This is a genomic window from Cellulomonas sp. (genome assembly GCF_015234515.1).
In the GTDB taxonomy this organism is placed as follows: Bacteria; Actinomycetota; Actinomycetes; order Actinomycetales; family Cellulomonadaceae; genus Cellulomonas.
This window is the reverse complement of record NZ_JADGMY010000009.1, coordinates 1-25,683: the sequence shown is the minus strand read 5'-3', so window position 1 is coordinate 25,683 and position 25,683 is coordinate 1. Positions and strand designations below refer to the sequence as shown.

The window sequence follows — 25,683 nt, the reverse complement described above, 5'->3', positions numbered from 1 at the left end:
TCGCCCGCGCCGCGCGGAGATGAGTGCGGGCACCGTCGTGCACGGCGCGCCGCGCTCGCCCGGGGCTCACCCCGGGGGTGTGCGCCCCGCGATCCAGTCCTGCACGACCGACGTGTCGAGGTCCCCCAGGCCGGCGTCCGTCACGCTCGTGAAGACCTCGAGGAGCACGTCGGTCAGGACGGTGGCCGTCCCGGTGCGGCCCGCCTCGTCGAGCGCGCCGCGCAGGTCCTTGACCATGTAGCGGGCCGGGCCCGACGGGCTGTGGTCGTGGGCGACGAACCGGTGCTTCTTGACCTCGAGCACGCGGCTGCCGGCGTACCCGCCCGCGAGCAGGTCGAGCATGCGGGCGACGTCCAGGCCCGCGCGCTCGGCCAGGACCGCGGCCTCGGCCAGCGCCGTGACGGTCGCCGCGACGACGACCTGGTTGCACGCCTTGGCGACCTGCCCGGATCCCAGCGGCCCGAGGTGCACGGGCGTGCCCGCCGCCTCGAGCACGGGCAGCACGTGCGCGACGTCGTCCGGCGTGCCGCCGACCATGATCGCGAGCGTCCCGGCCTCGGCGCCCTCCTGGCCGCCGCTGACGGGAGCGTCCACCAGCCGCACGGCACCGCCGGTGCGCGCGTCGAGGGCGGCGCCGAGCTCGCGCACGCCCGTCGGTGAGCTCGTGGAGCACACGACGAGCACGAGCGGCCCGGCCACCCCGGCGAGCAGCCCGTCGGGGCCCTCGAGGACCCCGACGAGCTCCGGCAGGTCGGGCAGCACGGTGACGACGACGTCGCTGTGCGCCGCCAGGTCGCGCGCGGTGGCGTGCGCCGTGGCGCCGTCGGCCACGAGCGCCGCCGTCGCCTCGGGGCGGCGGGCGGTGACGTGCAGCGGGAAGCCGGCGGCGAGCACGTGCCGCGCCATGGGCGCGCCCATCGTGCCCAGGCCGACGACGCCCACGCGGGCCCCGGTCATCGGCCGTGTCCCGACGCCGCGGCCACCTGGGCGAGCGCGGCGCGCGCGACCGCGATCCGGGTGGCGACGTCGGCGTCGGCGGGCCGCACCGCGATCTTGACGGCGACGAGGCAGCCCGGCCCGGTGAGCGCGAGGGCAGCGGCGACCTCGTCCGGTCCCAGCAGCGAGTCGGCGGACGCGCCGAGCGCCGGGGCGTCGCCGCGCGGCGGGATGTGGGCGTCGGACCACGGCGCGCCCCACGGCGTCTGCGCGTCGGTCGCGCCGGACAGCACCAGGGCGCCGAGCAGCCCGGCGTCGGACGCCGCCTGCAGGTGCTCGAGCGGGGTGTGCAGGCTGCGCCCCTCGATGGCGGACCGGCCCCAGTTGACCGCGAGGCCGGGGCCGGCGCCGTCGGACCCTGCACAACCGGCGAGGACGGCGAGCTCCTCCTCGATCGGCAGGAACCCCTTGGCGGGCTGCTGCCCGGCGACCAGCGCGTCGCAGTGCTCGACGAGCAGCCGGGCCCCGGCGAGGTCCCACGCGAGGATCTCGTCCAGCGAGCGGGCGAGGGCGTCGCGGCTGCCGCAACGCGGCCCGGGCGCGCTGTGCACCTGGATGGCGGCGACGCGTGCGCCCCCGGCCGCGGCCTGGTCCTCGGCCAGGTCGCGGGCCCGGCGGACGTCCGCCAGCGCGCTGCGTCGCGCGTCCTCGTCGGTCGAGGCCAGGCCGTACGCGGGCTGCTCCGCGAGCCGGCCCATGACGGTGGGGATGCAGGTCACGAGCAGGCGCAGGTCGCTGCGCGCGGCGAGGGTCGCCGGCTCGGGACCCGCGCCCGGCGCGGGCAGCGGCAGCTCGAGGCCGCCGGCCGGCAGGTCGGCCACGGCGTCCCAGAACCGCGCCCGCTGGTCCCCCTCCCGCGGCGCCATCGCGTACGCCCCGAGCAGGGGGCGGTCGGGGGTGAGGGTGGAAAGCATCGTTGCTCCGTCTCGAATGTCGGCTACGGCACGGCGGATCACCGCCCACCCGGGACCAAAGTTGTGCTACGGGGCTTCGGTATCGGGCAAGGTTTGTTCCGTGCCTCGGAACATGGTTCCATACCCGTGGCACTGACAGCGAGGTCAGCACGAGTCGCGACACGGTCGTCGGGACTCAGCCCACAACCGGGCGGTGCTCACCGAGCACCACCCGCTCACCCCCCGGTGAGCCGACAGAGGAGTACACCCCCCATGAGGCGAAACAAGGCCGCGACGATCACCGCGCTCATCGGCGCCTCCGTGCTGGCGCTCACGGCGTGCAGCGCGGGCACGTCACCCGCCGCGAAGGACACCCCCAGCGCGACGGCCGAGGGTGACGCAGCGAAGCCGAACGCGGACACGCTGGTCATGAAGGCCGCGTTCAACCAGCCCGAGAACCACCCGCAGTACATCGTGCTCGACGAGCTCGGCGACAAGCTGTTCGAGGCGACCGACGGCGCGTACGACATCGAGGTGTTCCCGAACGAGACGCTCGGGGCGCAGCGCGAGACCATCGAGCTGGTCCAGGCCGGCACGATCGAGATGGCCTACATCGGCGGCTCGCTGCTCGAGAACTTCAACCCGGACTTCGTGGTCTTCAACCTGCCGTTCGTCTTCGACTCGCAGGAGCACCAGAGCGAGGTGACGAACGACCCGGCGATCGTCGGCGACCTGTACTCCTCGCTCGAGGACCAGGGCATCAAGGTCGTCAGCGCGTTCCACGGCGGCGTCCGGTCGGTCTACAACGCCGAGAAGCCGATCAACACGCCGGCCGACCTCGCGGGCATGAAGATCCGCGTCATCGAGTCCGACACCAACATCGAGATGATGTCGCTGATGGGCGGCACGGGCACCCCGATGGGCCAGGGCGAGGTCTACACGGCCATCCAGTCCGGCGTCATCGAGGGCGGCGAGAACAACGAGCTCATCTACTCGAACCTCAAGCACGCCGAGGTCGCGCCGTACTACAGCTACACGCGCCACCTCATGTTCCCCGACTACCTGATCATCAGCCCTGACGTCTACGACGCCATGACGCCCGAGCACCAGGAGATCTTCACCGAGCTCCTCGCCGAGGCGCGCGTCGAGGAGGCCAAGCTCTGGAAGGAGCAGGTCGCCGAGGGCATCAAGGCCGCCGAGGCCGCGGGCGCGAAGTTCAACGAGGTCGACACCGAGGCGTTCAACGCGGCGATCGCTCCGCTGACGGAGAAGAAGCTGACGAACGACGTCACCAAGACGATCTACGACCAGGTCCGCGCCGCGGCCAAGTGACCGGCGACCGACGCGAAGAGGTCTGACCAATGACCAGAGCAAAGCTGCTCCTCGACCGGCTGCTGACGTGGGTGTGCGTGGTGCTGTTCGCCGTGCTCGTCGTCGACGTCACGTGGCAGGTCTTCACCCGACAGGTCCTCGACCAGCCCAGCACCTGGTCCGAGGAGCTCGCCAAGTACCTGTTCATCTGGCTGGGCCTCTTCGCGTCGGCGCTCGTCTTCGGCGAGCGCGGCCACATCGCGGTCGACTTCGCCGTGAAGAAGCTCCCCGGCAAGGTGCAGGTCGTCGTGGCGGTGCTCGTCCAGCTCGCGATCCTCGTCTTCACCGCCCTCGTCCTCGTGTGGGGCGGGCTGCAGGTCGTCGAGCTGGCCTGGGACCAGAACCTCACCGGCCTGCCGGTGAACGTCGGCCCGCTGTACCTGGCGCTGCCGATCTCCGGGGTGCTCATCGCCCTGTACACCGTCTACCACCTGGTCAGGATCCTCACCGGCGCCGAGCGCGCCGTCGAGGACGCCGAGCCTGACGTCCTGTGAAGGAGGCCTGACCCATGGACCCCGCAGCACTCGCCGCACTCATCCTGCTCGGCGGCATCGCCGTCTTCCTGCTCATCGGAGCACCCATCAGCGTCGCCGTCGGCCTGTCCTCGCTGGCCGCGATGGTCACCGCTCTCGGCTTCGAGAACGGTGTGCTCACCTCGGCCCAGCAGGTCTTCCGGGGGATCAACTCGTTCCCCCTGCTCGCGATCCCGTTCTTCGTGCTCGCCGGCGTGATCATGAACCAAGGCGGGATCGCGCTACGGCTCGTCAACGCCGCCAAGGTGATGGTCGGGCGCATGCCCGGCTCGCTCGCCCAGACGAACGTCGCCGCCAACGCGCTCTTCGGCGCGGTGTCCGGCTCCGGCGTCGCCGCCGCGGCCGCCATCGGCTCGACCATCGGCCCGATCCAGCAGCGCGAGGGCTACGACAAGTCCTTCGCGGCCGCGACGAACATCGCCTCGGCGCCCTCGGGCATGATCATCCCGCCGAGCAACCTGATGATCGTGTACTCGCTCGTCTCGAGCGCCTCGGTCGCCGCGCTGTTCGTCGCCGGCTACATCCCCGGTGCCATGTGGGCCGGTGCCTGCATGCTCATCGTGTACCTGTACGCCCGCAAGCGGCCCGAGCTCAAGGTCACCGAGCGCATCGGCTTCCGCCAGGGCACGCGCGTCATCCTGGCGGCCGTGCCGGCCCTGCTGCTCATCGTCATCGTCATCGGCGGCATCCTGGCCGGGTACTTCACCCCGACCGAGGGCTCGGTCATCGCGGTCGTCTACTCGCTCGTCCTGTCGTTCTTCTACCGGACCATCAAGGCGCGCCAGATCCCCACGATGCTCATGGACGCGGCACGCACCACGGCCGTCGTCATGTTCCTCGTCGGGGTCAGCTCGATCATGGGCTTCGTCATGTCGTTCGCCCAGATCCCGCAGATGGCGTCCGAGGCGATCTTCTCGGTCAGCACCAACCCGGTGGTCATCCTCCTGCTGATCGCCGTCATCCTGCTGATCCTCGGGTGCTTCATGGACCCGACGCCGGCGGTGCTGATCTTCACGCCGATCTTCCTGCCGATCGTCATGGCCATGGGGATCCACCCCGTGCACTTCGGCATCATGATGGTCTTCAACCTCTCCATCGGGACCATCACGCCACCGGTCGGGCCGATCCTCTTCGTCGGCGCCAAGGTCGCGAACATCTCGATCGAGGCGGTGATCCGGCGCCTGCTGCCCTTCTTCGGCGCCCTGATCCTCGTCCTCCTCATGGTCATCTTCACGCCGGCGCTGTCGATGTGGCTGCCCACGCAGCTCGGCCTCGTCACGCCCTGACCACCACCCGCCCGGACGCTGCGCGGCCTACGTCGCGCAGCGTCCCGGGCAGGCGGCCGCACGCCGCGCCGCCGCACGCCCCACCCCAGGAAGGTCCCTCATGGAACAGCGCTACGCGACCAGCCCCGAGCAGATCCCCGGCATGGACACCGCCGAGCTCCGCCGCCGCTACCTCGTGCCCGGCCTCTTCGTCGACGACGAGGCGAACGCGGTCTACACCCACCACGACCGCGTCGTCCTGCTGGGCGCCAAGCCGGTCACCGGACCGGTCGCCCTGCCGACGTTCCCCGAGATCCGCTCCGAGTACTTCCTCGAGCACCGCGAGGCGGGCGTCGTCAACGTCGGCGGCAGCGGGACCGTCACGGTCGACGGCACGACGTACGACCTCGCGCACGGCTCGTGCCTCTACCTCGGGCGCGGCGCGCGTGACGTGACGTTCGCGTCCGCCGACGCGACGAGCCCCGCGCGCTTCTACGTCGTCTCCGCCCCCGCCCACACCGCCTACCCGACGACCCTCGTCGAGGCCGGCCACGGCACGGTCCGCGAGCTCGGCGACGCGCTGACGTCCAACCGCCGCACGCTCAACCAGTACATCCACGAGAACGGCGTGCGCTCGTGCCAGGTCGTCATGGGCGTGACGACGCTGCACCCCGGCAGCATGTGGAACACCATGCCGGCGCACACGCACGACCGCCGCATGGAGGCCTACCTCTACTTCGACCTGCCCGACGACGCGCGCGTCGTCCACCTGCTCGGACGCCCCGACGAGACGCGGCACCTGGTCGTCGGCAACGAGGAGGCGATCATCTCCCCCAGCTGGTCCGTCCACTCGGGTGTCGGCACCGCGAGCTACAGCTTCGTGTGGGCCATGGCGGGCGAGAATCAGTCGTTCGACGACATGGACGGCTTCCCCATCACCGACATGCGTTGACGGTTTCGACCCGCGACGAGAGGTGAGCCCCATGGCCCAGACCCAGCCCACGCCCCGCGAGCACGACGCGCAGGGCGCGAAGACGAACGCGAGCGAGAAGACGCTGCTCGTGCTCGAGGCGGCGCTGCGCCACTCGCGGTTCACCGACGTCGTGGAGGCGACGGGCCTGGCGAAGGCCACGACCCACCGGGTCCTCGCCACGCTCGTCGACCGGGGCTTCATCGTCGTGACGTCGGACGGGCTCTACCAGCCCGGCCCGCAGATCCTGTCCCTGGCGGGGCGGGCGCTGCAGCGGCTCGACATCTCGGCGATCGCGGAGCCGTTCGTCGGCGAGCTGGTCGACCGCGTCCACTGCACGGCCCACGTCGGGGTCGCCAACGGCGACGAGATCGTCTACCTCGTCCGCATGGACTCCGACAAGCCGTACCAGATGCCGTCGCGCGTCGGGCACGCGATCCCCATGCACTCGTCGGGGATCGGCAAGGTCGTGCTCGCCGCGCGCGGCGACGAGGAGATCCAGCGCTTCGTCGCCCGCTCGGGCCTGCTGCGCCGCACCGAGCGCACGATCACGCAGCTCAGCGACCTGCAGGCCGAGCTGGCGCGCGTCCGCGAGCGCGGGTACGCGTTCGACCTGGAGGAGAACGTCCCCGGGATCGTCTGCGTCGCCGCCCCGGTCTACGACCACACCGGCACCGTCACGTACGGCGTCAGCATCTCCACCCTGGCCGTCGAGTGCTCGCCCGAGCAGCTCGAGGCCCACGCGCCGGCCGTCGTCGAGACGGCCGGCCTGATATCCGCCGCCCTGGGCCACACGCCCTGAGGCGCACCACCGAAGGAAGAGAGCACGTCATGACGACGAACCCGGCCGAGTACACGGCGAGCCTGTTCACCCTCGAGGGCCGCCTGGCCGTGGTCACCGGTGCGAGCCAGGGCATCGGCCTGGCGATCGCGCAGACCCTCGCCTCGGCAGGGGCCGACGTCATCGGCGTCAGCTACGACATGGAGGACGGCGACAGCGAGGTGCGCCGCGCGGTCGAGGCGACCGGACGGGCCTTCACGCCGCTGCGGTCCGACTTCTCGGACCGCGAGCAGGTCGCGGCGCTCGCCGCGGACCTCGGTGCGCGGGACGTCGACATCCTCGTGAACAACGGCGGCACGATCCGCCGCACGCCCGTCGCGCAGCACTCGGACGAGGACTTCGACCACGTCCTGGACGTCAACATGCGCACCGCGTTCGTGCTCTCGCGCGAGGTCGGCCGCCGCATGCTCGAGCGCGGGCACGGCAAGATCGTCAACACCGCCTCGATGCTCAGCTTCCAGGGCGGCATCAACGTCCCCGGCTACACGGCGTCGAAGTCCGCCATCGCGGGCCTGACCAAGGCGTTCGCGAACGAGTGGGCCGGTGCGGGCGTCAACGTCAACGCCGTCGCCCCCGGCTACGTCGCCACCGCGAACACGCACGACCTGCGCCAGGACGCCGCCCGCAGCCAGGCGATCCTCGACCGCATCCCCGCCGGCCGCTGGGCCACCCCGCAGGACATCGCCGGAGCCGTGCTGTACCTGTCCTCGCGCGCCGCGGACTACGTGCACGGCGCCGTGCTGCCCGTCGACGGCGGCTGGCTCGCGCGATGAGGATCGTCGTCACCGAGTGCGACCACGACTCCTTCGACGCCGAGCGCGAGATCACCGCGGCCGCGGGGGCCGAGCTCGTCGTCACGCAGTCGTTCACGCCCGAGGCCCTCGTCGCCAACGCCGCCGGCGCCGACGCGGTCCTCGTGCAGTACGCGTCGATCACCGCCGAGATCATGGACGCCCTGCCGAGCCTGCGGGCGATCGGCCGCTACGGCGTCGGCATCGACTCGGTCGACGTCGCCGCCGCGACCGCGCGCGGCATCGCCGTGTGCAACGTCCCCGACTACGGCACCGAGGCGGTGTCCGACCACGCGATCGGCATGACGCTCGCGGCAGCCCGGGGCATCCCGCGGCTCGACCGCGGCATGCGGGCCGGCTCGTTCGACCTCGCCGCCATCCGGCCCGCGTACCAGACGCGGGGCCGGGTGTTCGGGGTCGTCGGCATGGGCCTGATCGGCGCCGCGACCGCGCGCAAGGCCGCCGGCCTGGGCTACGAGGTCATCGGGTACGACGTCGCGGCCGACCCCGACGCGACCGAGTACCACGGCTTCCCGTCGGTGAGCCTCGACGAGCTGCTCGAGCGCGCGCAGGTCGTGTCGCTGCACACGCCCCTGGACGACTCGACGCGCGGCATGATCGGCGCCGCCCAGCTCGCCCGCATGCGCTCCGACGCGATCCTCGTGAACACGAGCCGCGGCGGCGTCGCCGACACCGCCGCGCTGGTCGAGGCGCTGCGCACGGGCGGCATCCGGGCCGCCGCGATCGACGTCCACGACATCGAGCCGCTGCCCGTCGACCACCCGCTCATGGAGCTCGACAACGTCGTCCTGACGCCGCACCTCGCCTGGTACAGCGAGGAGTCGTACGACGAGCTGAAGCGGCGCACGGTCGCCAACGTCGTCGAGGTCTGCGCCGGCCGGGCGCCGCGCAACGTCGTCAACCCCGAGGTGCTCGGCGCCCCGGGCCGCAACCAGGACTGCGCGCCCGTGGGCGCGGCAGCCCGGACAGGAGCCTGAACGATGAGCACCATGCGCGCGGCGGTGTGGACCGGCGCGGACGAGATCGCCGTCCAGCAGGTCCCCCTGCCGCAGGTCCCCGACGGCTGGGCCCTGGTCCGCGTCGCCTACAACGGCATCTGCGGCACCGACCTGTCGATCTTCCACGGCAAGCACCCGCGGGCCCAGGCCCCGCTGATCCCCGGGCACGAGCTCTCGGGCTGGGTCGAGCAGGCCGGTGCGACGGGTCCGCGCGAGGGCGCGCTCGTCATCGCCGAGCCCCTCATCTCGTGCGGCGAGTGCAAGGCCTGCCGCGACGGGCACGGGCACGTGTGCCGCCGCCTGGGCCTGTACGGCATCGACGCCCCCGGCGGCATGGCCGAGTACGTCGCGCTGCCCCCCGAGGTGCTGCACGAGGTGCCCGCGGGCGTCGACCCGCGCCTCGCGGCGCTCGTCGAGCCGCTGGCCGTCGCGGTGCACGCGCTCGACCTGTCCGGCATGGAGCAGGGCGACACCGTCGCCGTCTACGGCGCCGGACCCATCGGGGTGCTGACCGCGCTCGTCGCGCGGCACGCCGGAGCGGGGACCGTCGTGGTCACCGAGCCGAGCCCGTGGCGCCGTCAGGTCGCCGCGGACCTGGGGCTCACGGTCGTCCCCGAGGGCTCGACCATGGCCGAGGTCCTCGCGCCGCTCACCGACGGCGAGGGCGCCGACACGACGTTCGACTCCGCCGCGCACCCGACCGTCGCAGCCGATCTGGCCGCCGCGACCCGCGTGCTCGGCCGGATCGTCATCGTGGGCGTCTACAAGCAGCCCACGCCGCTGGACCTGCAGGCCGTGTGCTTCAAGGAGCAGTCGATGGTCGGCGTGCGGGTCTACACGTCCGCCGACGTCCGGCGCGCGATCGAGCTGCTCGCGTCCGACGAGCTCGGCCTGGCCGCGTTCCCCACCCGGGCCTTCGACCTGGCCGACGTGGACGCCGCCTTCGCGGCCGCGACGTCCGGCCAGGACTGCCTCAAGGTCCTCCTCACCCCCCTGCACGGGAAGGCAGACGCATGACCACCCCCTTCGACCTGACGGGCCGCACGGCCGTCGTCACCGGCGGCGGCCGCGGCCTGGGCCGCGGCATCACGCAGGCCCTGCTGGAGGCCGGCGCGGACGTCGTCGTGCTCGCGCGCAACCCCGTGCCGTCCGACCTGGCGGACCAGGCGGCGGCGCTCGGGCGCAGGCTCGCGTTCGAGCCGCTGGACCTGGGCGACGGCGACGCGATCGCCGCCACGGCGGAGCGCGTGCTCGCCGAGCACCGCGTCGACATCCTCGTCAACAACGCCGGCACGCAGGACCGCTACCCCGCCGTCGACTTCCCGCTCGAGGCGTGGGACCGCGTCATCGACGTCAACCTGCGCTCGGTGTTCCAGCTCTGCCAGCTCTTCGGGCGGCCGATGCTCGAGCGCGGTGACGGCAAGATCGTCAACCTCGCGTCGCTGCTGTCGTTCCAGGGCGGGCTGACGGTGCCGGCGTACGCGGCGAGCAAGGGCGCGGTCGCGCAGCTCACCAAGGCGCTGTGCAACGAGTGGTCGGCCAAGGGTGTCAACGTCAACGCGGTGGCACCGGGCTACATGGACACCGACATGAACGCGGCCCTGCTGGCCGACCCCGTGCGCCTCGAGCAGCTCTCGGTGCGCATCCCGGCCGGGCGCTGGGGCCGTCCCGAGGACATCGGCAACGTCGTCGTGTTCCTCGCGTCCCCTGCGGCCGCGTACGTGCACGGCCAGGTGCTCGCGGTGGACGGCGGGTGGCTCGCGCGCTGAGCGCGACCGGCGGCCCGCCTCAGCCCGCGTCGGTGCGCAGGAAGTCCTCGACCGCGAGCAGGTGGGCCGCCATCCGGACGCGGGCGCGGTCGACGTCCCCGGCCGCGACCGCGTCGAGGATCGCCTCGTGCTCGCGCTGCGTGCGGGCCTCGGCACCGGGCTCGGTGACGCCGCGCGACAGCCGGTGCCGGGCCGTGCGCCCGCCCATGGCGTCGGTGAGCGCCGCGAGGACGGGGTTGCCGGCGAGCGCCCCGAGGGCGCGGTGGAACGCGAGGTCGGCCGCGAGGAGCGCCTCGTGGTCGCAGAGCACGTCGCCGGGCTCCCCGTCACCGGACTCCCCCTCGCCCGAGGTCGCGGGGTCGTCCGACCCGGCCCGGGCGAGCACCGCCGCGCCCTGCGCGAGCGCCTCGCGTGCCGCCGTGAGGTCGGCGCCCGGGGCCCGCGCACCCGCCGCGGCGAGCCCGGCGACCTCGGTCTCCAGCAGCCGGCGCACGGTGTGCACGTGCAGCGCGTGCCCTGCGGCCTGCAGCTCGACGACGAGCCCGAGCGGCGCCACGAGGCTGCCGGGGTCGAGCGCCGTGACGTACGTGCCGTCGCCCTGCCGGGTCTCGACGACCCCGAGCACGGCCAGCGCCCGGATGCCCTCGCGCAACGACCCGCGCGAGACGCCGAGCGCGTCCGCGAGGTCCTTCTCCACCGGCAGGCGCTGCCCCGGCCCGAGGCGGCCGTCAAGGATCATGGCGGTGACGCCGTCGACGACCCGGTCCGTGCGTGACATGCCTGGAGTATGCCGAACGGCGGGGGCGGCCGGTGCCGCCCCCGCCGTCCTGGTCGGGTCGCTCACGCCGACGCGAGCCGTCCGGCCCAGTACGCGCCGTCGGGGAAGCGGAACTCCGCGACCGACGCCTCGTGCATCTGCGTCGAGTACCCCGGCCGGCTCGGCAGCACGTAGGCGGCCTCACGCACGACGCAGGGGTCGGTGAAGTGCTCGTGCAGGTGGTCGACGTACTCGGTGACACGGCCCTCGCGCGACCCCGAGACCGCGACGAAGTCGAGCATCGAGATGTGCTGGACCATCTCGCACAGGCCCACGCCGCCGCCGTGCGGGCACACCTTCACGCCGAACTTCGCGGCGAGCAGCAGGACCGCGACGATCTCGTTGAGGCTCGCGAGGCGCCCGGCGTCGAGCTGGCAGTAGTCCATGGCACCGGCCTGCATGAACTGCTTGAACATCACGCGGTTGTGGCCGTGCTCGCCCGTCGCGACGCCCACGGGTGCGACGCCCCGGCGGATCGCGGCGTGGCCGAGCACGTCGTCCGGGCTCGTCGGCTCCTCGATCCACAGCAGGTCGAACCGCGCCAGGGCGTTGGTCCACTCGATCGCCTGGTCGACGTCCCACACCTGGTTGGCGTCGATCATGAGCGCCCGGTCGGGCCCGATGACGTCGCGCGCGATGCCGCAGCGGCGCACGTCCTCCTCGAGGTCGGCGCCGACCTTGAGCTTGATGTGCTGGTAGCCCTCGTCGACGGCCTCCTGGCAGAGCCGGCGCAGCTTCTCGTCGCTGTACCCGAGCCAGCCCGCGGACGTCGTGTAGCAGGGGTACCCGGTCCGCTCGAGCTCGGCGATGCGCTCGGCCTTGCCGCCCTCCTGGGCGCGCAGGAGCGCGATCGCCTCGTCGCGCGTCAGGGCGTCGGAGAGGTAGCGCAGGTCGGCGACGTCGACGAGCTGCTCGGGCGTCATGTCGGCGAGCAGCCGCCACACGGGCTTGCCGGCCACGCGACCGGCGAGGTCCCACGCGGCGTTCATGACGGCCGACAGCGACAGGTGCACGACGCCCTTCTCGGGGCCGAGCCAGCGCATCTGGGCGTCCGCGGTGAGGTCGCGGTAGACGCCGCCCATGTCGGCCACCATCTCCTCGACGTCCCGGCCGACGAGCAGCGCCGCCTGCTGGCGCGCGGCGATGCCGACGATGTCGTTGCCACGGCCGGTCGTGAACGTCAGGCCGTAGCCGGCGAGCGGCGCGCCCTCGGCGTCGGTGCCGTCGGTGCGCAGGACGACGTAGGCGGCGGAGTAGTCGCCGTCCTTGTTCATGGCGTCGGAGCCGTCAGCGGTGAGCGAGGTGGGGAACCGGACGTCCTCGACGTCGACGGCGGTGATCTTCACGAGCGCTTCCTCTCGGTGGGGGTGAGGACACCGTACCTCGATTCATCAGACCTTTGCAGCGCCGCGCGCACGCCGCTCCGCAGGGGTGGTGCAGGGCGAGGGCTATGTTTGGCTCGATACATCAGATGACTACGGAGGGTTTCATGCGCGACACGTACCACGTCGGCGTCACCGCCGACGGCTTCCTGCCCGACGGCTCGTCCCGGTTCGGTGACCTCGGCCTCGACCGGCTCACCGCGGCGGGCCTCACCTGGGAGTACCTGCCGGCCGTCGAGCACCAGCTCACGGCGGACGTCCTGGCCCCCTACGACGCGGTCCTGTCCCTGGGCCACCTCGGACTGACGCGGGAGGCCGCGGCCGCGGCTCCCCGCCTGCGCCACCTCGCGCGCTACGGCGCGGGCTACGACGGCATCGACGTCCCGGGCGTGGCGGCCGAGGGTGTCGTCGTGACGAACACCCCGACCGCCGTCCGCCGGCCGCTGGCCCTCGCCGCGCTGACCCTCCTGCTGGCGCTCGCCCACCGGCTGCCCGAGAACCACCGGGCGGCGGCCGAGGGGCGCTGGGGCGACCGCGGCCTGTACCGGGGACCGGGCGTCGCCGGCCGCACCGTCGGCATCGTCGGCCTCGGCGGCGTGGGCTGCGAGCTGGCCGAGCTCGTCCGGCCCCTCGGGGTCCGCGTGCTCGCCGCCGACCCGGGCGCCGACACGGCGCGCGCCGAGCGCGTCGGCGCGCAGCTCGTGCCGCTCACCGAGCTCGCCGCCGAGTCGGACTACGTCGTCCTCACGGCCGCTCTCACGCCGTCGTCGTACCACCTGGTCGACGCGGACCTCCTGGCCGCGATGCGACCCACGTCCTACCTCGTCAACGTCGGCCGGGGCGGGCTCGTCGACCACGACGCGCTGCGGTCCGCGCTGCTCGCGGGCCGGATCGCGGGGGCCGGGCTGGACGTGCTCGAGCCGGAGCCGCCCGCGCCGGACGACCCGCTGCTGACGCACCCGGACGTCATCGTCACGCCGCACGCGCTGTGCTGGACGCAGGACTTCACCGACGCGGTCGCGACGAGTGCCCTCGAGGCGATCGTCGACGTCGCCCAGGGCCGCCGACCGGCGCACGCGCTGGACCCGTCCGCGCTGCACCACGAGCGGCACGCCCGCTGACGCCGAGCGTCCCGTTGTGAGAGAGTGTTCCTCACAACGGGACGCTCGTTCCGCCTAGCGCAACGCACAGAGGAGATCCCCCGATGGACACCCTGGACCAGCTCGCCGCCGCCCGGCTCGTCCCGGTCGTGGTGCTCGACGACGCCGCCGACGCCGCACCGCTCGCCGCCGCGCTCGCCGCGGGCGGGCTGCCGGTCGCCGAGGTCACGTTCCGCACCGCCGCGGCCGCCGACTCGATCCGCGCGATGAGCGAGCGCGGCGACATGCTCGTCGGCGCCGGCACCGTGCTGACCCCGGCCCAGGTCGACCAGGCCGTCGCCGCGGGCGCCTCGTACGTCGTCTCCCCCGGCCTCAGCCGCGCCGTCGTCGAGCGCTGCCAGGAGCACGGCGTCCTCGCGCTGCCCGGTGCCGTCACCGCCACGGAGATCCAGGCCGCGCTCGAGCTGGGGCTCACCACCGTGAAGTTCTTCCCCGCCGGCACGTCGGGCGGCCCCAAGGCCATCGCGGCCCTCGCGGCGCCCTTCGGTGGCCTGCGCTTCGTCCCCACCGGCGGCGTGAGCGCCGCCAACCTCCACGAGTACCTCGCCGTGCCGGCGGTCGTCGCCGTCGGCGGCTCGTGGATGGTGAGCAAGGACCTCGTCCGCGCCGGCGACTTCGCGGGCATCACGCGCCTCACCGCCGAGGCCGTCGCCCTGACCCGGCGCTGACCCCACCCGCGCCGACCACGAGACCGAGGACCACCATGACCGCCCTGTCCATCCGCCCCGCGGCCGAGTGCCGCTACGACGTCGTCTCCCTCGGTGAGGTGATGCTGCGCCTCGACCCGGGTGAGGGCCGCATCCGCACCGCCCGCCAGTTCCGCGCGTGGGAGGGCGGCGGCGAGTACAACGTCGCACGCGGCCTGCGCCGCGCGTTCGGCCTGCGCGCGGCCGTCGTCACCGCCCTCGCGGACAACGAGGTCGGCCGCCTGGTCGAGGACTTCATCCTCACCGGCGGCGTCGACACGTCGTTCATCCGGTGGGCGCCGTACGACGGCATCGGCCGCGGCGTGCGCAACGGCCTCAACTTCACCGAGCGCGGCTTCGGCGTCCGCGGCGCCGTCGGCGTCTCCGACCGCGGGCTGACCGCGGCCTCGCAGATGAAGCCCGGTGACGTCGACTGGGACCACCTGTTCGGTGAGCTCGGGGTGCGCTGGCTGCACACCGGCGGTATCTACGCCGCGCTGAGCGAGACCACCGCCGAGGTCGTCGTCGAGGCCGTGACCGCCGCCCAGCGCCACGGCACGGTCGTCTCCTACGACCTCAACTACCGGCCGTCGCTGTGGAAGTCCATCGGCGGCCAGGCGAAGGCGCAGGAGGTCAACCGGCGCATCGCCGAGCACGTGGACGTCATGATCGGCAACGAGGAGGACTTCACGGCCTCCCTCGGGTTCGAGGTCGAGGGCGTCGACGAGAACATCTCCGCCATCGAGGTCGACGCGTTCGCCGCGATGATCGAGACGGCAGCAGCGGCCTACCCGAACTTCAAGGTCATCGGTACGACGCTGCGCACCGTGCACTCCGCGAGCTGCAACGACTGGGGCGCGCTCGCGTGGTCGCGCGAGACGGGCGTCGTGCAGGCCACGTACCGCGAGCGCCTGGAGATCCTGGACCGCGTCGGCGGCGGCGACTCGTTCGCGTCCGGCCTGGTCTACGGGCTGCTCGACGAGCAGCCGCTCGCCACGGCCGTCGAGTACGGCGCGGCGCACGGCGCGCTGGCCATGACGACGCCGGGCGACACCACCATGGTGACCAAGGCCGAGGTGCTCAAGCTCGCCGGGGGCGGCAGCGCGCGGGTCGACAGGTGACCGGACCCCTGCAGGGCCGCACGGCGCTCGTCACGGGCGGCGGCACGGGCATCGGCCGGCAGGTCGCGCTCGCGCTCGGCCGCGCCGGCGCCGACGTCGCCGTGACCTACCGCACGCACGACGCCGCGGACCTCGTGGCCGAGCTGCGCGCGATGGGCCGCACGGCCGTGGCGTACGAGCTCGACGCGACCGACCCCGCCGCCGTGCGCGAGGTCGTCTCCGCGGCCGCCCGGGCGCTCGGCGGTCACCTCGACGTGCTCGTCAACAACGCGGGCGGCATCGTCGGCCGCGTGCCGTTCGCCGAGGTCGCGCTCGACCACTGGCGCGCGGTGGTGGACGTCAACCTCACCAGCACGTACCTGGTCACGCAGGCCGTGCTCGACGTCATGCCGGACGGCGGGCGCGTCGTGCAGGTGTCCTCGGCAGCCGGCCAGGACGGCGGCGGTGCGGGCGCGAGCGCCTACGCGGCGGCCAAGGCCGGCGTCGACGGGCTCACGCGCGCACTCGCCAAGGAGCTCGGTCCCCGCCGGATCACGGTCAACTCCGTGGCACCCGGGTTCATCGGCGACACCCCGTTCCACGAGCGGTTCACGCCCGAGGCCGGTCAGCGCGCAGCCGTCGCCGGCACGCTCGTCGGGCGGCCGGGACACCGCAGGACGTCGCGGCGGCCGTCGTGTACCTCGCGACGGAGCCCGGCTTCATGACGGGTGCCGTGCTCGACCTCAACGGCGGCGGGCACCTGCGCTGACGGGCGCCCCCGGGGACGACGACCTGTCCCCGGGGGCCCTCGTGCGCCGTACCCTGGTCCCCATGCTGATGACGACGGTGCTCTCGGCCGCCCTGACGGACGGGTCGCTCCCGCTGCTCGCAGGCGGTCCCCTTCCCGCCCTGGGCCCGGACTTCCTGGAGCCCGAGCACCTGATCCGCTCGTTCGGCACGGCGGCGCTCATCGGCATCGTGGCCATCGTGTTCATCGAGACGGGGCTGCTCTTCCCGTTCCTGCCCGGCGACTCGCTGCTGTTCACCGCGGGCGCGCTGGTGGCGCAGGACTCCCTGCAGCTCAACATCTGGGTGCTGTGCGGCGTGCTCTTCCTGGCGGCGTTCGCCGGCGACCAGCTGGCCTACGCGATCGGGCGCAAGCTCGGGCCCAAGGTCTTCAGCCGCCCCGACTCGCGGTTCTTCAAGCAGAAGTACATCGACCAGACGTACAAGTACTTCGACAAGTACGGCGGCCGGACGATCATCGTGGCGCGCTTCGTGCCGTTCGTGCGCACCTACGCCCCGGTCGCGGCCGGGGTCGGCAAGATGAGCTACCGGCACTTCGTGTCCTACAACGTGGTGGGCGCGCTGCTGTGGGGCGTCGGCGTGACGCTCCTGGGGTACTGGCTGGGCAACTTCTCGTTCATCAAGAACAACATCGAGGCCCTGCTGATCCTCATCGTCGGGGTCTCGGTCCTGCCGGTGGCGTTCGAGCTGTGGCGCGCGCGCCGCAAGGAGCAGGCCGGTGAGACCGTCGAGGGCCGCGACACCGGGTACGACGAGCCGGTCGAGCGCGCGGCCGTCGAGCGCGAGGTCTTCGGGAACGCGGCGACGCCGCCCGTGCCCGGGCAGGCCGGCACGCCGGCCGTCGACGACGAGATCGGGGAGCGCACGCAGCGATGACCCGCGAGATCCGGTCGTGGCTCTCCGACATGGACGGCGTCCTCGTCCACGAGGGGACGGCCCTGCCCGGCGCCGCCGACTTCGTCGACGCGCTGAAGGCGGCGGGACGCCCGTTCCTCATCCTCACGAACAACTCGATCTTCACGCCGCGCGACCTGCGCGCGCGCCTCGCCGCGACGGGCATCGACGTGCCCGAGGAGGCGATCTGGACCTCCGCGCTGGCGACCGCGCAGTTCCTCACCGACCAGATGCCCGGCGGGTCCGCCCACGTCATCGGCGAGGCCGGGCTGACGACCGCCCTGTACGAGGCCGGGTACACGCTCACGGCCGCGCGCCCGGACTTCGTCGTGCTCGGTGAGACCCGGACGTACTCGTTCGAGGCGATCACGCAGGCGATCCGGCTGATCCAGGCCGGGGCGCGCTTCATCGCGACCAACCCGGACGTCACCGGCCCCAGCGCCGAGGGCGACCTGCCCGCGACGGGCGCGGTGGCCGCGATGATCTCCGCCGCGACGGGACGCAAGCCGTACTTCGTCGGCAAGCCCAACCCCATGATGATCCGCTCGGCGCTCAACCGGATCGACGCCCACTCGGAGACGACGGTCATGGTCGGCGACCGCATGGACACCGACGTGGTCGCCGGGATCGAGGCGGGCCTGCGCACCTACCTCGTGCTCACCGGCTCGACCCGCGCGAGCGACGTCGAGCGCTTCCCGTTCCGCCCGACCTCGGTCCTCGACTCGGTGCAGGACCTCATCGAGCTGGTCTGACCAGGACGTATCCGCCCCGTCCAGCGGCCCGACGGGGCCGTTCGTCCCGGCCGGGACGTCCCGGGAGCGACCACCCTGGACGTATGCGCAACAGCGAGCTCGCCCAGGTGCTGCGCGCGGCCAACCCCTGGTGGTCGCGCCGTCGCCGTGCCTCGTGGGTGCTCGACGACGCCGACCTCGCGTCGCGCGCCCGCCACGAGTGGGCCCCGGCGACCACCGAAGCCCGTTCGACGCTCGCCACCGTCACCGACAGGCCTCGCCCCGGCACCGTGACGCTCGTCGTGGGGATGCGCGGCGTCGGCAAGACGACCGCGGTCAAGGACGTCGTCGCGCACCTCGTGGCCGACCCGGCGACGGACCCCCGTCGCGTCGTGCTGGTCCCGGTCCAGCTCGCGGACGACGCCGGCGCGATCTCGACCCTGCGCCCGACGGACCTGGCGACCGCCCTGCGCACCCCCACCCGTACCGGTGCGCCGGCGTGCGACGGGCACCGCGTGCTGGTCGTCGACGAGGTCGGCACGGTCGCCGGCTGGCCGCAGATGCTCGCCGACGCCTGCCGTCGTGGTGACCAGGTGCTGGCCACCACGTCGGTCCTCGACCCCGCCGACCTCGCCGTGCTCGCGTCGGCCGTGCCCGCCGGGGCGCTGGCCGTGCGGCACCTGCAGCCCGCCAGCATGTCCGAGCTGCTGCTCGCGCAGCCCGCGGGGAGGTCGGGCGACGTGCGGGCCGACTACCTGCGGCACGGCGGGCTGCCGCGCGCGATCGCCGAGCACCGTGACCTGGGCGACGTCGGCGACGAGCTCGTCGAGCGCCTGGCCGCCGGCCTGCACGTCGACGTGTGCCGCGGCGAGGACCGGTGCCCGCTCGACGTGCTGCTGTCGGCCGTGTGCGCGACCACCGACAGGTTCGTCGAGCCCGAGCACCTGGCGCACCTGCTGAGCCTCACGACGCCGGAGGTGGGGCTGCTGCTCTCGCGCCTCGAGCAGGCCCACGTGCTGGACCCGCGCCGCGGCCTCGTGGACCCCCTGCTGCACCGCCTGCCGTCGCTCCTCGCGCCGGAACGTCATACCGAGCCCTCGACGCAGCACATCGCGACGTTCTCGCACTGAACTCGGCACGGCGACGCCCGGCACGGCGACGCCCGGCCCTCCGACGGGAGGACCGGGCGTGGCGCACGGGGCGGCGCGGCCGCTCAGAAGCCGACGGCCGGCGCCTGACGGACCTGCGGGTCCTCGACCTCGAAGTACTCGGCCCGCGTGAACCCGAACATGTTCGCCACGACGTTGGCCGGGAACGTCTCGACCTTGGTGTTGAGCGTGCGGACGTTCGCGTTGTAGAACCGCCGGCCCGCGGCGATGCGGTCCTCCGTGTTGGCCAGCTCGGCCTGCAGCTGCTGGAAGTTCTCGCTGGCCCGCAGCACCGGGTAGTTCTCGGCCACCGCGAGCAGGCGCCCGAGCGCGGCGTTCAGGGCGTTCTCCTGCACCGCCTGCTGGGCCGGGCTGTCGACGGGCCCCGCTGCGGCCGCCCGGGCGCGCGTGACCTCGTCGAACACGTTGCGCTCGTGCGCCGCGTACCCCTTGACGGTCTCGACGAGGTTCGGGATCAGGTCGTGCCTGCGGTGCAGCTCGACGTCGATCTGGCGCCACGACTCCTGCACCAGGTTGCGCAGCCGGACGAAGCCGTTGTACTGGGCGACACCCCACAGCAGGACGATGACGACGACGGCGATCAGGACGACGAGGGCGATGGTGCCACCGGTCACGAGGACTCCTTGGGGACGGGGTGTGGCTCGATCGTAGCGAGCGGGTCGTGGCCGTGGTCCTGCCACACGTGCCGTGGCACGGCGTCCGCGACCACGGTCAGCACCATGAGGCGGTCGGCGATGCGGTCGACGTCGGTGCGCCCGTCGTCCCACGTCACGAGCCACGTGCCCTCGATGCGCCAGTGCCGCCCGACCAGGTGCGGCTGCAGCAGCCGTTCCATGAGGCGGGGGTGCAGGACGGCGTGCGCGGTCCGCTCGTCGGACGCCACGACGCGGTACGCGCGGTTGAACGCCTCGAGCTCGAGCTGCAGGTCCTTGCCGCCCGCGAGCTTGATGAGCCGCGCCCCGACGCCCTCGGGGGTGACCTCGAGCCTCGGCAGGTAGGCCGGGAGCCGCAGCGCCACGACGTGCGCGTACGACGTGCTCCGGTCCTTGCCCGAGCCGGTCGTCCACCGGTAGGTGAACGACACGGCGGGTCGACCCTGCCAGTCGCGGCGCATCACCTCGATCGCCGCGTGGGAGTCCCCGGTGTCGAACGGCGCGCCGCTCTGGATGCGCTCGAGCTCCCGGTCGTACCGCACGTAGTCCCACCCGTGGGTCCGTGCCCACGCCGCGAGCTTCTCGTGGCGCCGCTTCTGCCACGCGTTCCCGAGCGCGACGGCGACGAGGCCGAAGACCCCGAAGAAGGCCACCCCGACGAGGTCGGAGGCGTCCAGGGTCACCCTCGTCAGCACGAAGTACCCGATGAAGCCGGTCCAGACGACGGCGATCGAGTAGAAGACGACCCGGGACAGACGGAGCTGCCGTCGCCGCGGCGGTCCACCCGGCTCGGAGCCCGGTCGCCCCGGGCCCGGCGGAGGTACCGAGGTCACGCGAGACCGAGGTCGGCCAGGTCCAGCAGGTGGTGGTAGGTCACGCCGAGCGCCTCGATGGCCTCGCGCGCGCCGGTACCGCGGTCGACGATGGTCGCGACGGCCACGACCTCGCCGCCGGCCTCGCGGACCGCCTCGACGGCGGTGATGGCCGAGCCTCCGGTGGTCGAGGTGTCCTCGACGACGACCACGCGCCGCCCGGCGACGTCGGGGCCCTCGATGCGGCGCTGCAGACCGTGCGCCTTGCCCGCCTTGCGCACCACGAACGCGTCCAGGTCCTGCCCGCGCGACGCGGCCGCGTGCAGCAGCGCCGTGGCGACCGGGTCGGCGCCGAGCGTCAGACCACCGACGGCGTCGATCTCCGCCGTGCCGAGACCGGCCTCCTCGAGCAGGTCGAGCATGAGGTGGCCGATGAGGGGCGCGGCGCGGTGGTGGAGCGTCACGCGCCGCAGGTCGACGTAGTAGTCGGCCTCCTTGCCGGAGGACAGCGTCACCCTGCCGTGCACCACGGCGAGGTCACGGACGAGGGCGACGAGCTGGTCGCGGGGCGCTGCGGCGGGGGCGTCGGTCACGGCCGTAGGGTATCGGGCCGTCTCGCCGCCGTCGTGCGTCGTCCGGGTGGGCCGCGCGGTCGCGGCAGGCCGGTGCCGGCCGGTCAGCCGGTGACACGCACCTCGACGCGACGGTTGAGGGCACGGCCGGAGGGGTCGTCCCGCCCGCCGGTCTGCTCCTCGGCGACGGGGTTCGCGCTGCCGTGACCGGTCACGGTCAGCACCAGGTCGGGCCGGGCGGCCGCGAGAGCGCCCGCGACGGCCTGCGCGCGCGCCTGCGAGAGCGGCACGTTGACCGCGTCGCCGCCGAGCCCGTCCGTGTGCCCGTCGACCGCGACCGCCGCGCCCTGCGGCAGAGCGGCGGCGATCTCGCCGATCGCGGCGCTCGCGCCCGGGGCGAGGTCGGCGCTGTCGAACCCGAACAGCAGGTCCGACGTCAGCGTCGTCACGCCCTGCGACTCGCGCGCGAGCTCCCGCACCGACTTCTCCCGGACGAGGGCGAGCGGGCCGCCGACCAGGTGGAGCGGCCCGCCCGTGAGCCGCAGCGTCGCGCGCTCGATCATGTCGGGCGTGACGGGCGTCCGTGCGAGCTCGGCCCAGGGCGGCTCCCCCGGCGTCGCCGTGGCCGCGGCCGGGGACGCCCCCGGCAGCCCGACGACCAGCGGTGCCGCCGCGACGAGCGCGATCGCCAGGCGGCGGCGACGCGGGGCCCGTCCCGTCACGACCCCTGCCGTGCGGTCACGCCGGTGAAGACCGGCAGGCCGTCGGCGATCAGCACGTCGAGCGAGCCGCCCTCGTTCTCCGGCGCCGGGAGCGCCGCCCAGCCCTCGAGCGTCGAGTGGTTGCGCACCTTGGTGTTGATGTGCACGAGGGGGGAGGCGAGCATCGTGGCGTCGCAGAGATCGCGGTCCGCGCCGTCACCGTTCCAGTCACCCTTGACGCACAGCGGCAGGAACGCCTGCAGGTGCGTCGTGTCCGTCACGAGGGGCACCGGGTCGATCCCGAGGTCGAAGAGGCTCATCTCCTCGTCGTCGCCGCGGTCGGGCGCTTCCCATCGCAGCGCCCAGCGCACCGTGAGCACCTCGGCGTCGACCCGCACGTCACGCAGGATCAGCGTCACCTCGCCGCCGGCGACCTCGGAACCGGCCGGCGTGTCGACCGTCTGCTCGGCGATCACCTGGGTCGCGACGTCATCGACGGGCGCGACCTGCTCGCCCTCCCCGCCCTCGGCGGCCGGCCCGCTCGCCGTCGCGGAGGGCGTCGGCTCGTCGGTGTCACCGGTGCAGGCCGACGTCAGCGCCACGGCGCCGACCGCCACGAGGGCCACCAGCGCACGGCGCAGGACGGAACGGTGGGTCAGACGCATGCGGGTCCTCCGGGAACGGTCGACGAGTGCTGCACGCTACCCGGCTCCACCCCCAGGCGGACGAATCGGACGTCCGCCGTCGCCCGGACGGGTCAGTCGTCGGCCGCGGGCGTCTCGGCCGCGTCGTCGGTCAGCGCCCGGCGGTAGCTGCTGAACGACCGCACCGCGGACCGCGGGGCCAGCCTCAGGAGCGTCGAGACCGCCTTGTAGCGCAGGCTCGGGGTCGACAGGACGACGCCGCGGCGCACGTCCGCGAGCGCGCCGGCCACCACGTCCTCCGCGTCGAGCCAGGCGACCGCCGGGTAGTGGGCCGTGTCGATGCGTCCCCGCTCGTGGAACTCCGTGTGCGTGAAGCCCGGGGCGACGACCGTCGCGGTGACGCCCGTCCCCTTGAGCTCGACCGCGAGCGCCTCGGTGAAGACCCGCACCCACGCCTTGTGCGCGGAGTACGTGCCCGACGCGACGAGCCCGGCGACCGAGCCGACGTTGAGGATCGCGCCGCGGCCGCGCTGCTTCATCGCACCGGCGGCGGCGTGCGAGAGCACCATGACCGTGCGGACCATGAGCTCGAGCGCCCGCTCCTCCGCGGCGATGTCGCCGTCGACGAACGGCTGGTTCAGCCCCATGCCGGCGTTGTTGACCAGCAGGCCCACCGGACGCTCGTCGTCCCGCAGCCGCGCGGCCACACGCTCGACGTCGGCCCGGTCGGTGAGGTCGGCGGCCAGCACCTCGGCGCGGATCCCCGCCGCGGCCTCCAGCTGCGCCGCGAGGCGGGTCAGCCGCCCCTCGTCGCGCGCCACCAGGACGACGTCGTGACGTGCCGTGGCGAGCTGCCAGGCGAACTCCAGACCCAGGCCGGCGCTCGCGCCGGTGACCAGTGCGGTACCCATGGCGTCACCCTACGGACACCGGCGCCGCCGCGTCGCGCGCTCCCGCGTGTCGGCGCCGCCTCCCCTGGTGCGGCCACCCCGGCCCGCCCGTAGCGTGGGGCCCACGTCGACACGGAGGTGAGCATGGAGAACGCACTGGTCCCCGCACCGCTCGCACTGGTCACGGGCGCGTCGAGCGGCATCGGGCTGGAGATCGCCGTCCGGCTGGCCGAGCTGGGCCACGACCTGGTCGTCACGGCCGAGGACGACGGGCTCGCGCTCGCGGCCGACGGCCTGACGCAGCACGGCCGCGCGGTGCGCGCCGTGCGGGCCGACCTCACGCAGGCCGCGGGCGTCGACGCGCTGGTCGCGGAGGTGAAGGGCACGGGTCGCCCGCTCGACCTGCTGGTCCTCAACGCCGGCACGGCCGCGGGCGGCGCCTTCCTCGACGTCCCCCTCGAGGACCACCTGAGGACGATCGCGCTCGACGTCGTCGCACCGGTGCGCCTCGCCGGCGCGCTGCTGCCCGCGATGGTCGCGCGCGGGTCCGGGCGCGTGCTGGTGACGTCGTCGGTGGCCGCGCTGATGCCCGGGCCGTACTACGCGACGTACGCGGCGTCGAAGGCGTTCGTCCTGTCGTTCGCGCAGGCCCTGCGGTACGAGCTGCGGGACACCGGCGTCACGGTGACGGCGCTGCTGCCGGGCCCCACGGACACCGACTTCTTCGAGCAGTCCCACATGGAGGACACGCGCGTCGCGCACGGCGGCAAGGACGACCCCGCGGACGTCGCGCGGCAGGCCGTGGAGGGCCTGCTGAAGGGCGACGAGAAGGTCGTGGTGCGCTCGGTGCGTGCCAAGGGCCAGGCGGCTGCCGGCGCGCTGCTGAGCGACGGTGCCGGGGCAGCGCTGCAGGCGCGGTACACCGAGCCGCTGGGCAGCTCCGACGCCGACGCACGCTGACGCCGGGGCGCACCCGTCCACAGCCTGACCGGCGGGGGTCCCGGGTGACCCCCGGCGGCTCGTAGGGTGGTCGGGTGCAGCCGGACCCCGCCGTTCCCCAGGCCCGTCGACGACGGGCGACGGGTGCTCTCGACGACGCACCGGCCGTCGACGCCCCGACCTGGGACGCCGAGCCGGTGGAGCCGTGGTGGGACGAGGCTCCCCCGCCGCCCGACGACGCCCCGCCGCCCGAGTCGTGGGCCGAGGACCCGTGGGCGGGCGCTCCCCCGTCGACCGGCCGCACGAGCTCCCGGCGTCCCGACGCACCGCGCAGCACGGCCGCGGGGGCGCCCGCGCCGTCCCACGGCACCGCCGCCGACGTGCTGCACCGCGTGTGGGGCTACGACGCGTTCCGCGGCGACCAGGCCGCGGTCGTCGACACCGTGGTCGCCGGTGGCGACGCGGTCGTGCTCATGCCGACCGGCGGCGGCAAGTCGCTGTGCTACCAGGTGCCCGCGCTGGTCCGCGAGGGCACGGGCGTCGTCGTGTCACCGCTGATCGCGCTCATGCAGGACCAGGTGGACGCGCTGTCGGCGCTGGGCGTGCGGGCCGGCTTCCTCAACTCCACGCAGGAGCGCCACCAGCGTCGCGCGGTCGAGGACGCGTTCCTCGCGGGTGAGCTCGACCTGCTCTACCTGGCACCCGAGCGGCTGCGCGTGCCCGAGACGCTCGACCTGCTGGACCGCGGGCACGTCGCGCTGTTCGCGATCGACGAGGCCCACTGCGTGTCCCAGTGGGGGCACGACTTCCGGCCGGACTACCTCGCGCTGTCGCTACTGCACGAGCGCTGGCCGGGCGTGCCGCGCATCGCGCTGACCGCGACGGCGACGCACGCCACGCACCGCGAGATCTGCGAGCGCCTGCAGCTCACCGACGCGGCGCAGTTCGTCGCGAGCTTCGACCGGCCCAACATCCGCTACCGGATCGTCCCCAAGGACAACCCGCGCGCGCAGCTGCTGCACCTGCTGCGCACCGAGCACGAGGGCGACGCGGGCATCGTCTACTGCCTGTCGCGCGCCTCGGTCGAGCAGACGGCCGAGATGCTGCGCAAGGAGGGCATCGACGCGCTGCCGTACCACGCGGGCCTCGAGCGCCGCGTCCGCGCCGCGAACCAGTCCCGGTTCCTGCGCGAGGACGGGGTCGTGATGGTCGCGACCATCGCGTTCGGCATGGGCATCGACAAGCCCGACGTGCGGTTCGTCGCGCACCTCGACCTGC

General features: G+C 73.6%; 28 protein-coding genes. 18 read left to right on the top strand and 10 right to left on the bottom strand.

Annotated elements, in window-relative coordinates; all coding sequences use genetic code 11:
* Positions 1 to 66 precede the first annotated feature (66 nt).
* Both IR158_RS02270 and IR158_RS02265 read right to left on the bottom strand, forming a co-directional pair.
* Positions 67 to 957: an NAD(P)-dependent oxidoreductase gene (locus IR158_RS02270; RefSeq protein WP_291808932.1), complete on the bottom strand. Its 891-nt coding sequence runs from the start codon at positions 955 to 957 to the stop codon at positions 67 to 69.
* Positions 954 to 1,910 carry a DUF4862 family protein gene (locus tag IR158_RS02265; RefSeq protein ID WP_291808929.1) on the bottom strand — a complete coding sequence of 319 codons (957 nt, stop codon included), beginning with the start codon at positions 1,908 to 1,910 and terminating at the stop codon, positions 954 to 956. The genes IR158_RS02270 and IR158_RS02265 overlap by 4 nt, the downstream gene beginning before the upstream one ends.
* Positions 1,911 to 2,162: 252 nt before the next feature.
* Between IR158_RS02265 and IR158_RS02260 the strand changes: the two genes are divergently transcribed.
* The 9 genes from IR158_RS02260 (at position 2,163) to IR158_RS02220 (ending at position 10,448) form a co-directional block, all read left to right on the top strand.
* Positions 2,163 to 3,221: a TRAP transporter substrate-binding protein gene (locus IR158_RS02260; protein WP_291808927.1), complete on the top strand. Its 1,059-nt coding sequence runs from the start codon at positions 2,163 to 2,165 to the stop codon at positions 3,219 to 3,221.
* 29 nt (positions 3,222 to 3,250) lie between these two features.
* The gene (locus tag IR158_RS02255) at positions 3,251 to 3,754 is read left to right on the top strand and encodes a TRAP transporter small permease (RefSeq protein WP_291808925.1); all 504 of its coding nucleotides are present in this window, start codon (positions 3,251 to 3,253) and stop codon (positions 3,752 to 3,754) included.
* 14 nt (positions 3,755 to 3,768) lie between these two features.
* Complete coding sequence (locus IR158_RS02250; protein ID WP_291808922.1) at positions 3,769 to 5,079, top strand: TRAP transporter large permease; 1,311 nt, start codon at positions 3,769 to 3,771, stop codon at positions 5,077 to 5,079.
* A 100-nt stretch (positions 5,080 to 5,179) separates the two neighbouring features.
* Complete coding sequence (kduI, locus tag IR158_RS02245; RefSeq protein ID WP_291808920.1) at positions 5,180 to 6,010, top strand: 5-dehydro-4-deoxy-D-glucuronate isomerase; 831 nt, start codon at positions 5,180 to 5,182, stop codon at positions 6,008 to 6,010.
* Between the two features lie 31 nt (positions 6,011 to 6,041).
* A complete protein-coding gene (locus tag IR158_RS02240) occupies positions 6,042 to 6,830 on the top strand; it encodes an IclR family transcriptional regulator (RefSeq protein WP_291808917.1) in 789 nt (262 codons plus the stop codon).
* Between the two features lie 29 nt (positions 6,831 to 6,859).
* The gene (locus IR158_RS02235) at positions 6,860 to 7,642 is read left to right on the top strand and encodes an SDR family oxidoreductase (RefSeq protein WP_291808914.1); all 783 of its coding nucleotides are present in this window, start codon (positions 6,860 to 6,862) and stop codon (positions 7,640 to 7,642) included.
* Positions 7,639 to 8,658, top strand: coding sequence for a C-terminal binding protein (locus IR158_RS02230; RefSeq protein ID WP_291808911.1), 1,020 nt, complete (start codon positions 7,639 to 7,641; stop codon positions 8,656 to 8,658). Before IR158_RS02235 ends, IR158_RS02230 begins: the two co-directional genes overlap by 4 nt.
* A gap of 3 nt (positions 8,659 to 8,661) precedes the next feature.
* Positions 8,662 to 9,696: an alcohol dehydrogenase catalytic domain-containing protein gene (locus IR158_RS02225; RefSeq protein ID WP_291808908.1), complete on the top strand. Its 1,035-nt coding sequence runs from the start codon at positions 8,662 to 8,664 to the stop codon at positions 9,694 to 9,696.
* A complete protein-coding gene (locus IR158_RS02220; protein WP_291808905.1) occupies positions 9,693 to 10,448 on the top strand; it encodes an SDR family oxidoreductase in 756 nt (251 codons plus the stop codon). Before IR158_RS02225 ends, IR158_RS02220 begins: the two co-directional genes overlap by 4 nt.
* A gap of 19 nt (positions 10,449 to 10,467) precedes the next feature.
* Here the strand turns inward: IR158_RS02220 and IR158_RS02215 are convergent, their stop codons facing one another.
* Both IR158_RS02215 and IR158_RS02210 read right to left on the bottom strand, forming a co-directional pair.
* On the bottom strand, positions 10,468 to 11,226 hold the full coding sequence (locus IR158_RS02215; RefSeq protein ID WP_291808902.1) for an FCD domain-containing protein: 759 nt from the start codon (positions 11,224 to 11,226) through the stop codon (positions 10,468 to 10,470).
* A 62-nt stretch (positions 11,227 to 11,288) separates the two neighbouring features.
* Positions 11,289 to 12,611, bottom strand: a complete 1,323-nt coding sequence (locus IR158_RS02210; RefSeq protein WP_291808900.1) for an L-fuconate dehydratase — start codon at positions 12,609 to 12,611, stop codon at positions 11,289 to 11,291.
* A gap of 143 nt (positions 12,612 to 12,754) precedes the next feature.
* Between IR158_RS02210 and IR158_RS02205 the strand changes: the two genes are divergently transcribed.
* The 7 genes from IR158_RS02205 to IR158_RS02175 all read left to right on the top strand — a co-directional run bounded on the left by IR158_RS02205 (position 12,755) and on the right by IR158_RS02175 (position 19,155).
* Positions 12,755 to 13,768, top strand: a complete 1,014-nt coding sequence (locus tag IR158_RS02205) for an NAD(P)-dependent oxidoreductase (RefSeq protein WP_291808897.1) — start codon at positions 12,755 to 12,757, stop codon at positions 13,766 to 13,768.
* Positions 13,769 to 13,851: 83 nt separating this feature from the next.
* Complete coding sequence (gene eda, locus IR158_RS02200) at positions 13,852 to 14,475, top strand: bifunctional 4-hydroxy-2-oxoglutarate aldolase/2-dehydro-3-deoxy-phosphogluconate aldolase (RefSeq protein WP_291808894.1); 624 nt, start codon at positions 13,852 to 13,854, stop codon at positions 14,473 to 14,475.
* Between the two features lie 35 nt (positions 14,476 to 14,510).
* Positions 14,511 to 15,614, top strand: coding sequence for a sugar kinase (locus tag IR158_RS02195; RefSeq protein WP_291808891.1), 1,104 nt, complete (start codon positions 14,511 to 14,513; stop codon positions 15,612 to 15,614).
* Positions 15,611 to 16,318, top strand: a complete 708-nt coding sequence (locus tag IR158_RS02190; protein ID WP_291808888.1) for an SDR family NAD(P)-dependent oxidoreductase — start codon at positions 15,611 to 15,613, stop codon at positions 16,316 to 16,318. The genes IR158_RS02195 and IR158_RS02190 overlap by 4 nt, the downstream gene beginning before the upstream one ends.
* Positions 16,319 to 16,424: 106 nt before the next feature.
* A complete protein-coding gene (locus tag IR158_RS02185; protein ID WP_291808885.1) occupies positions 16,425 to 17,276 on the top strand; it encodes a VTT domain-containing protein in 852 nt (283 codons plus the stop codon).
* Positions 17,273 to 18,046, top strand: coding sequence for an HAD-IIA family hydrolase (locus IR158_RS02180; protein WP_291808883.1), 774 nt, complete (start codon positions 17,273 to 17,275; stop codon positions 18,044 to 18,046). Before IR158_RS02185 ends, IR158_RS02180 begins: the two co-directional genes overlap by 4 nt.
* Positions 18,047 to 18,129: 83 nt before the next feature.
* Complete coding sequence (locus IR158_RS02175) at positions 18,130 to 19,155, top strand: AAA family ATPase (RefSeq protein WP_291808881.1); 1,026 nt, start codon at positions 18,130 to 18,132, stop codon at positions 19,153 to 19,155.
* A gap of 83 nt (positions 19,156 to 19,238) precedes the next feature.
* Here the strand turns inward: IR158_RS02175 and IR158_RS02170 are convergent, their stop codons facing one another.
* The 6 genes from IR158_RS02170 to IR158_RS02145 all read right to left on the bottom strand — a co-directional run bounded on the left by IR158_RS02170 (position 19,239) and on the right by IR158_RS02145 (position 23,487).
* Positions 19,239 to 19,808: a LemA family protein gene (locus IR158_RS02170; protein WP_291808879.1), complete on the bottom strand. Its 570-nt coding sequence runs from the start codon at positions 19,806 to 19,808 to the stop codon at positions 19,239 to 19,241.
* Entirely contained in the window at positions 19,805 to 20,680 is an 876-nt protein-coding gene (locus tag IR158_RS02165) for a DUF3137 domain-containing protein (protein ID WP_291808877.1), read from the bottom strand. The genes IR158_RS02170 and IR158_RS02165 overlap by 4 nt, the downstream gene beginning before the upstream one ends.
* Positions 20,677 to 21,252, bottom strand: coding sequence for an orotate phosphoribosyltransferase (pyrE, locus tag IR158_RS02160; protein ID WP_291808875.1), 576 nt, complete (start codon positions 21,250 to 21,252; stop codon positions 20,677 to 20,679). Before pyrE ends, IR158_RS02165 begins: the two co-directional genes overlap by 4 nt.
* An 83-nt stretch (positions 21,253 to 21,335) precedes the next feature.
* Entirely contained in the window at positions 21,336 to 21,953 is a 618-nt protein-coding gene (locus IR158_RS02155) for an OmpA family protein (RefSeq protein ID WP_291808874.1), read from the bottom strand.
* A complete protein-coding gene (locus IR158_RS02150) occupies positions 21,950 to 22,597 on the bottom strand; it encodes a hypothetical protein (RefSeq protein ID WP_291808873.1) in 648 nt (215 codons plus the stop codon). Before IR158_RS02150 ends, IR158_RS02155 begins: the two co-directional genes overlap by 4 nt.
* A gap of 92 nt (positions 22,598 to 22,689) precedes the next feature.
* A complete protein-coding gene (locus IR158_RS02145) occupies positions 22,690 to 23,487 on the bottom strand; it encodes an SDR family NAD(P)-dependent oxidoreductase (RefSeq protein WP_291808871.1) in 798 nt (265 codons plus the stop codon).
* 123 nt (positions 23,488 to 23,610) lie between these two features.
* Between IR158_RS02145 and IR158_RS02140 the strand changes: the two genes are divergently transcribed.
* Entirely contained in the window at positions 23,611 to 24,426 is an 816-nt protein-coding gene (locus IR158_RS02140) for an SDR family NAD(P)-dependent oxidoreductase (protein WP_291808868.1), read from the top strand.
* A gap of 74 nt (positions 24,427 to 24,500) precedes the next feature.
* Positions 24,501 to 25,683, top strand: a 1,183-nt coding sequence (locus IR158_RS02135; RefSeq protein ID WP_291808865.1) for an ATP-dependent DNA helicase RecQ, incomplete at its 3' end; no start/stop codon positions are given.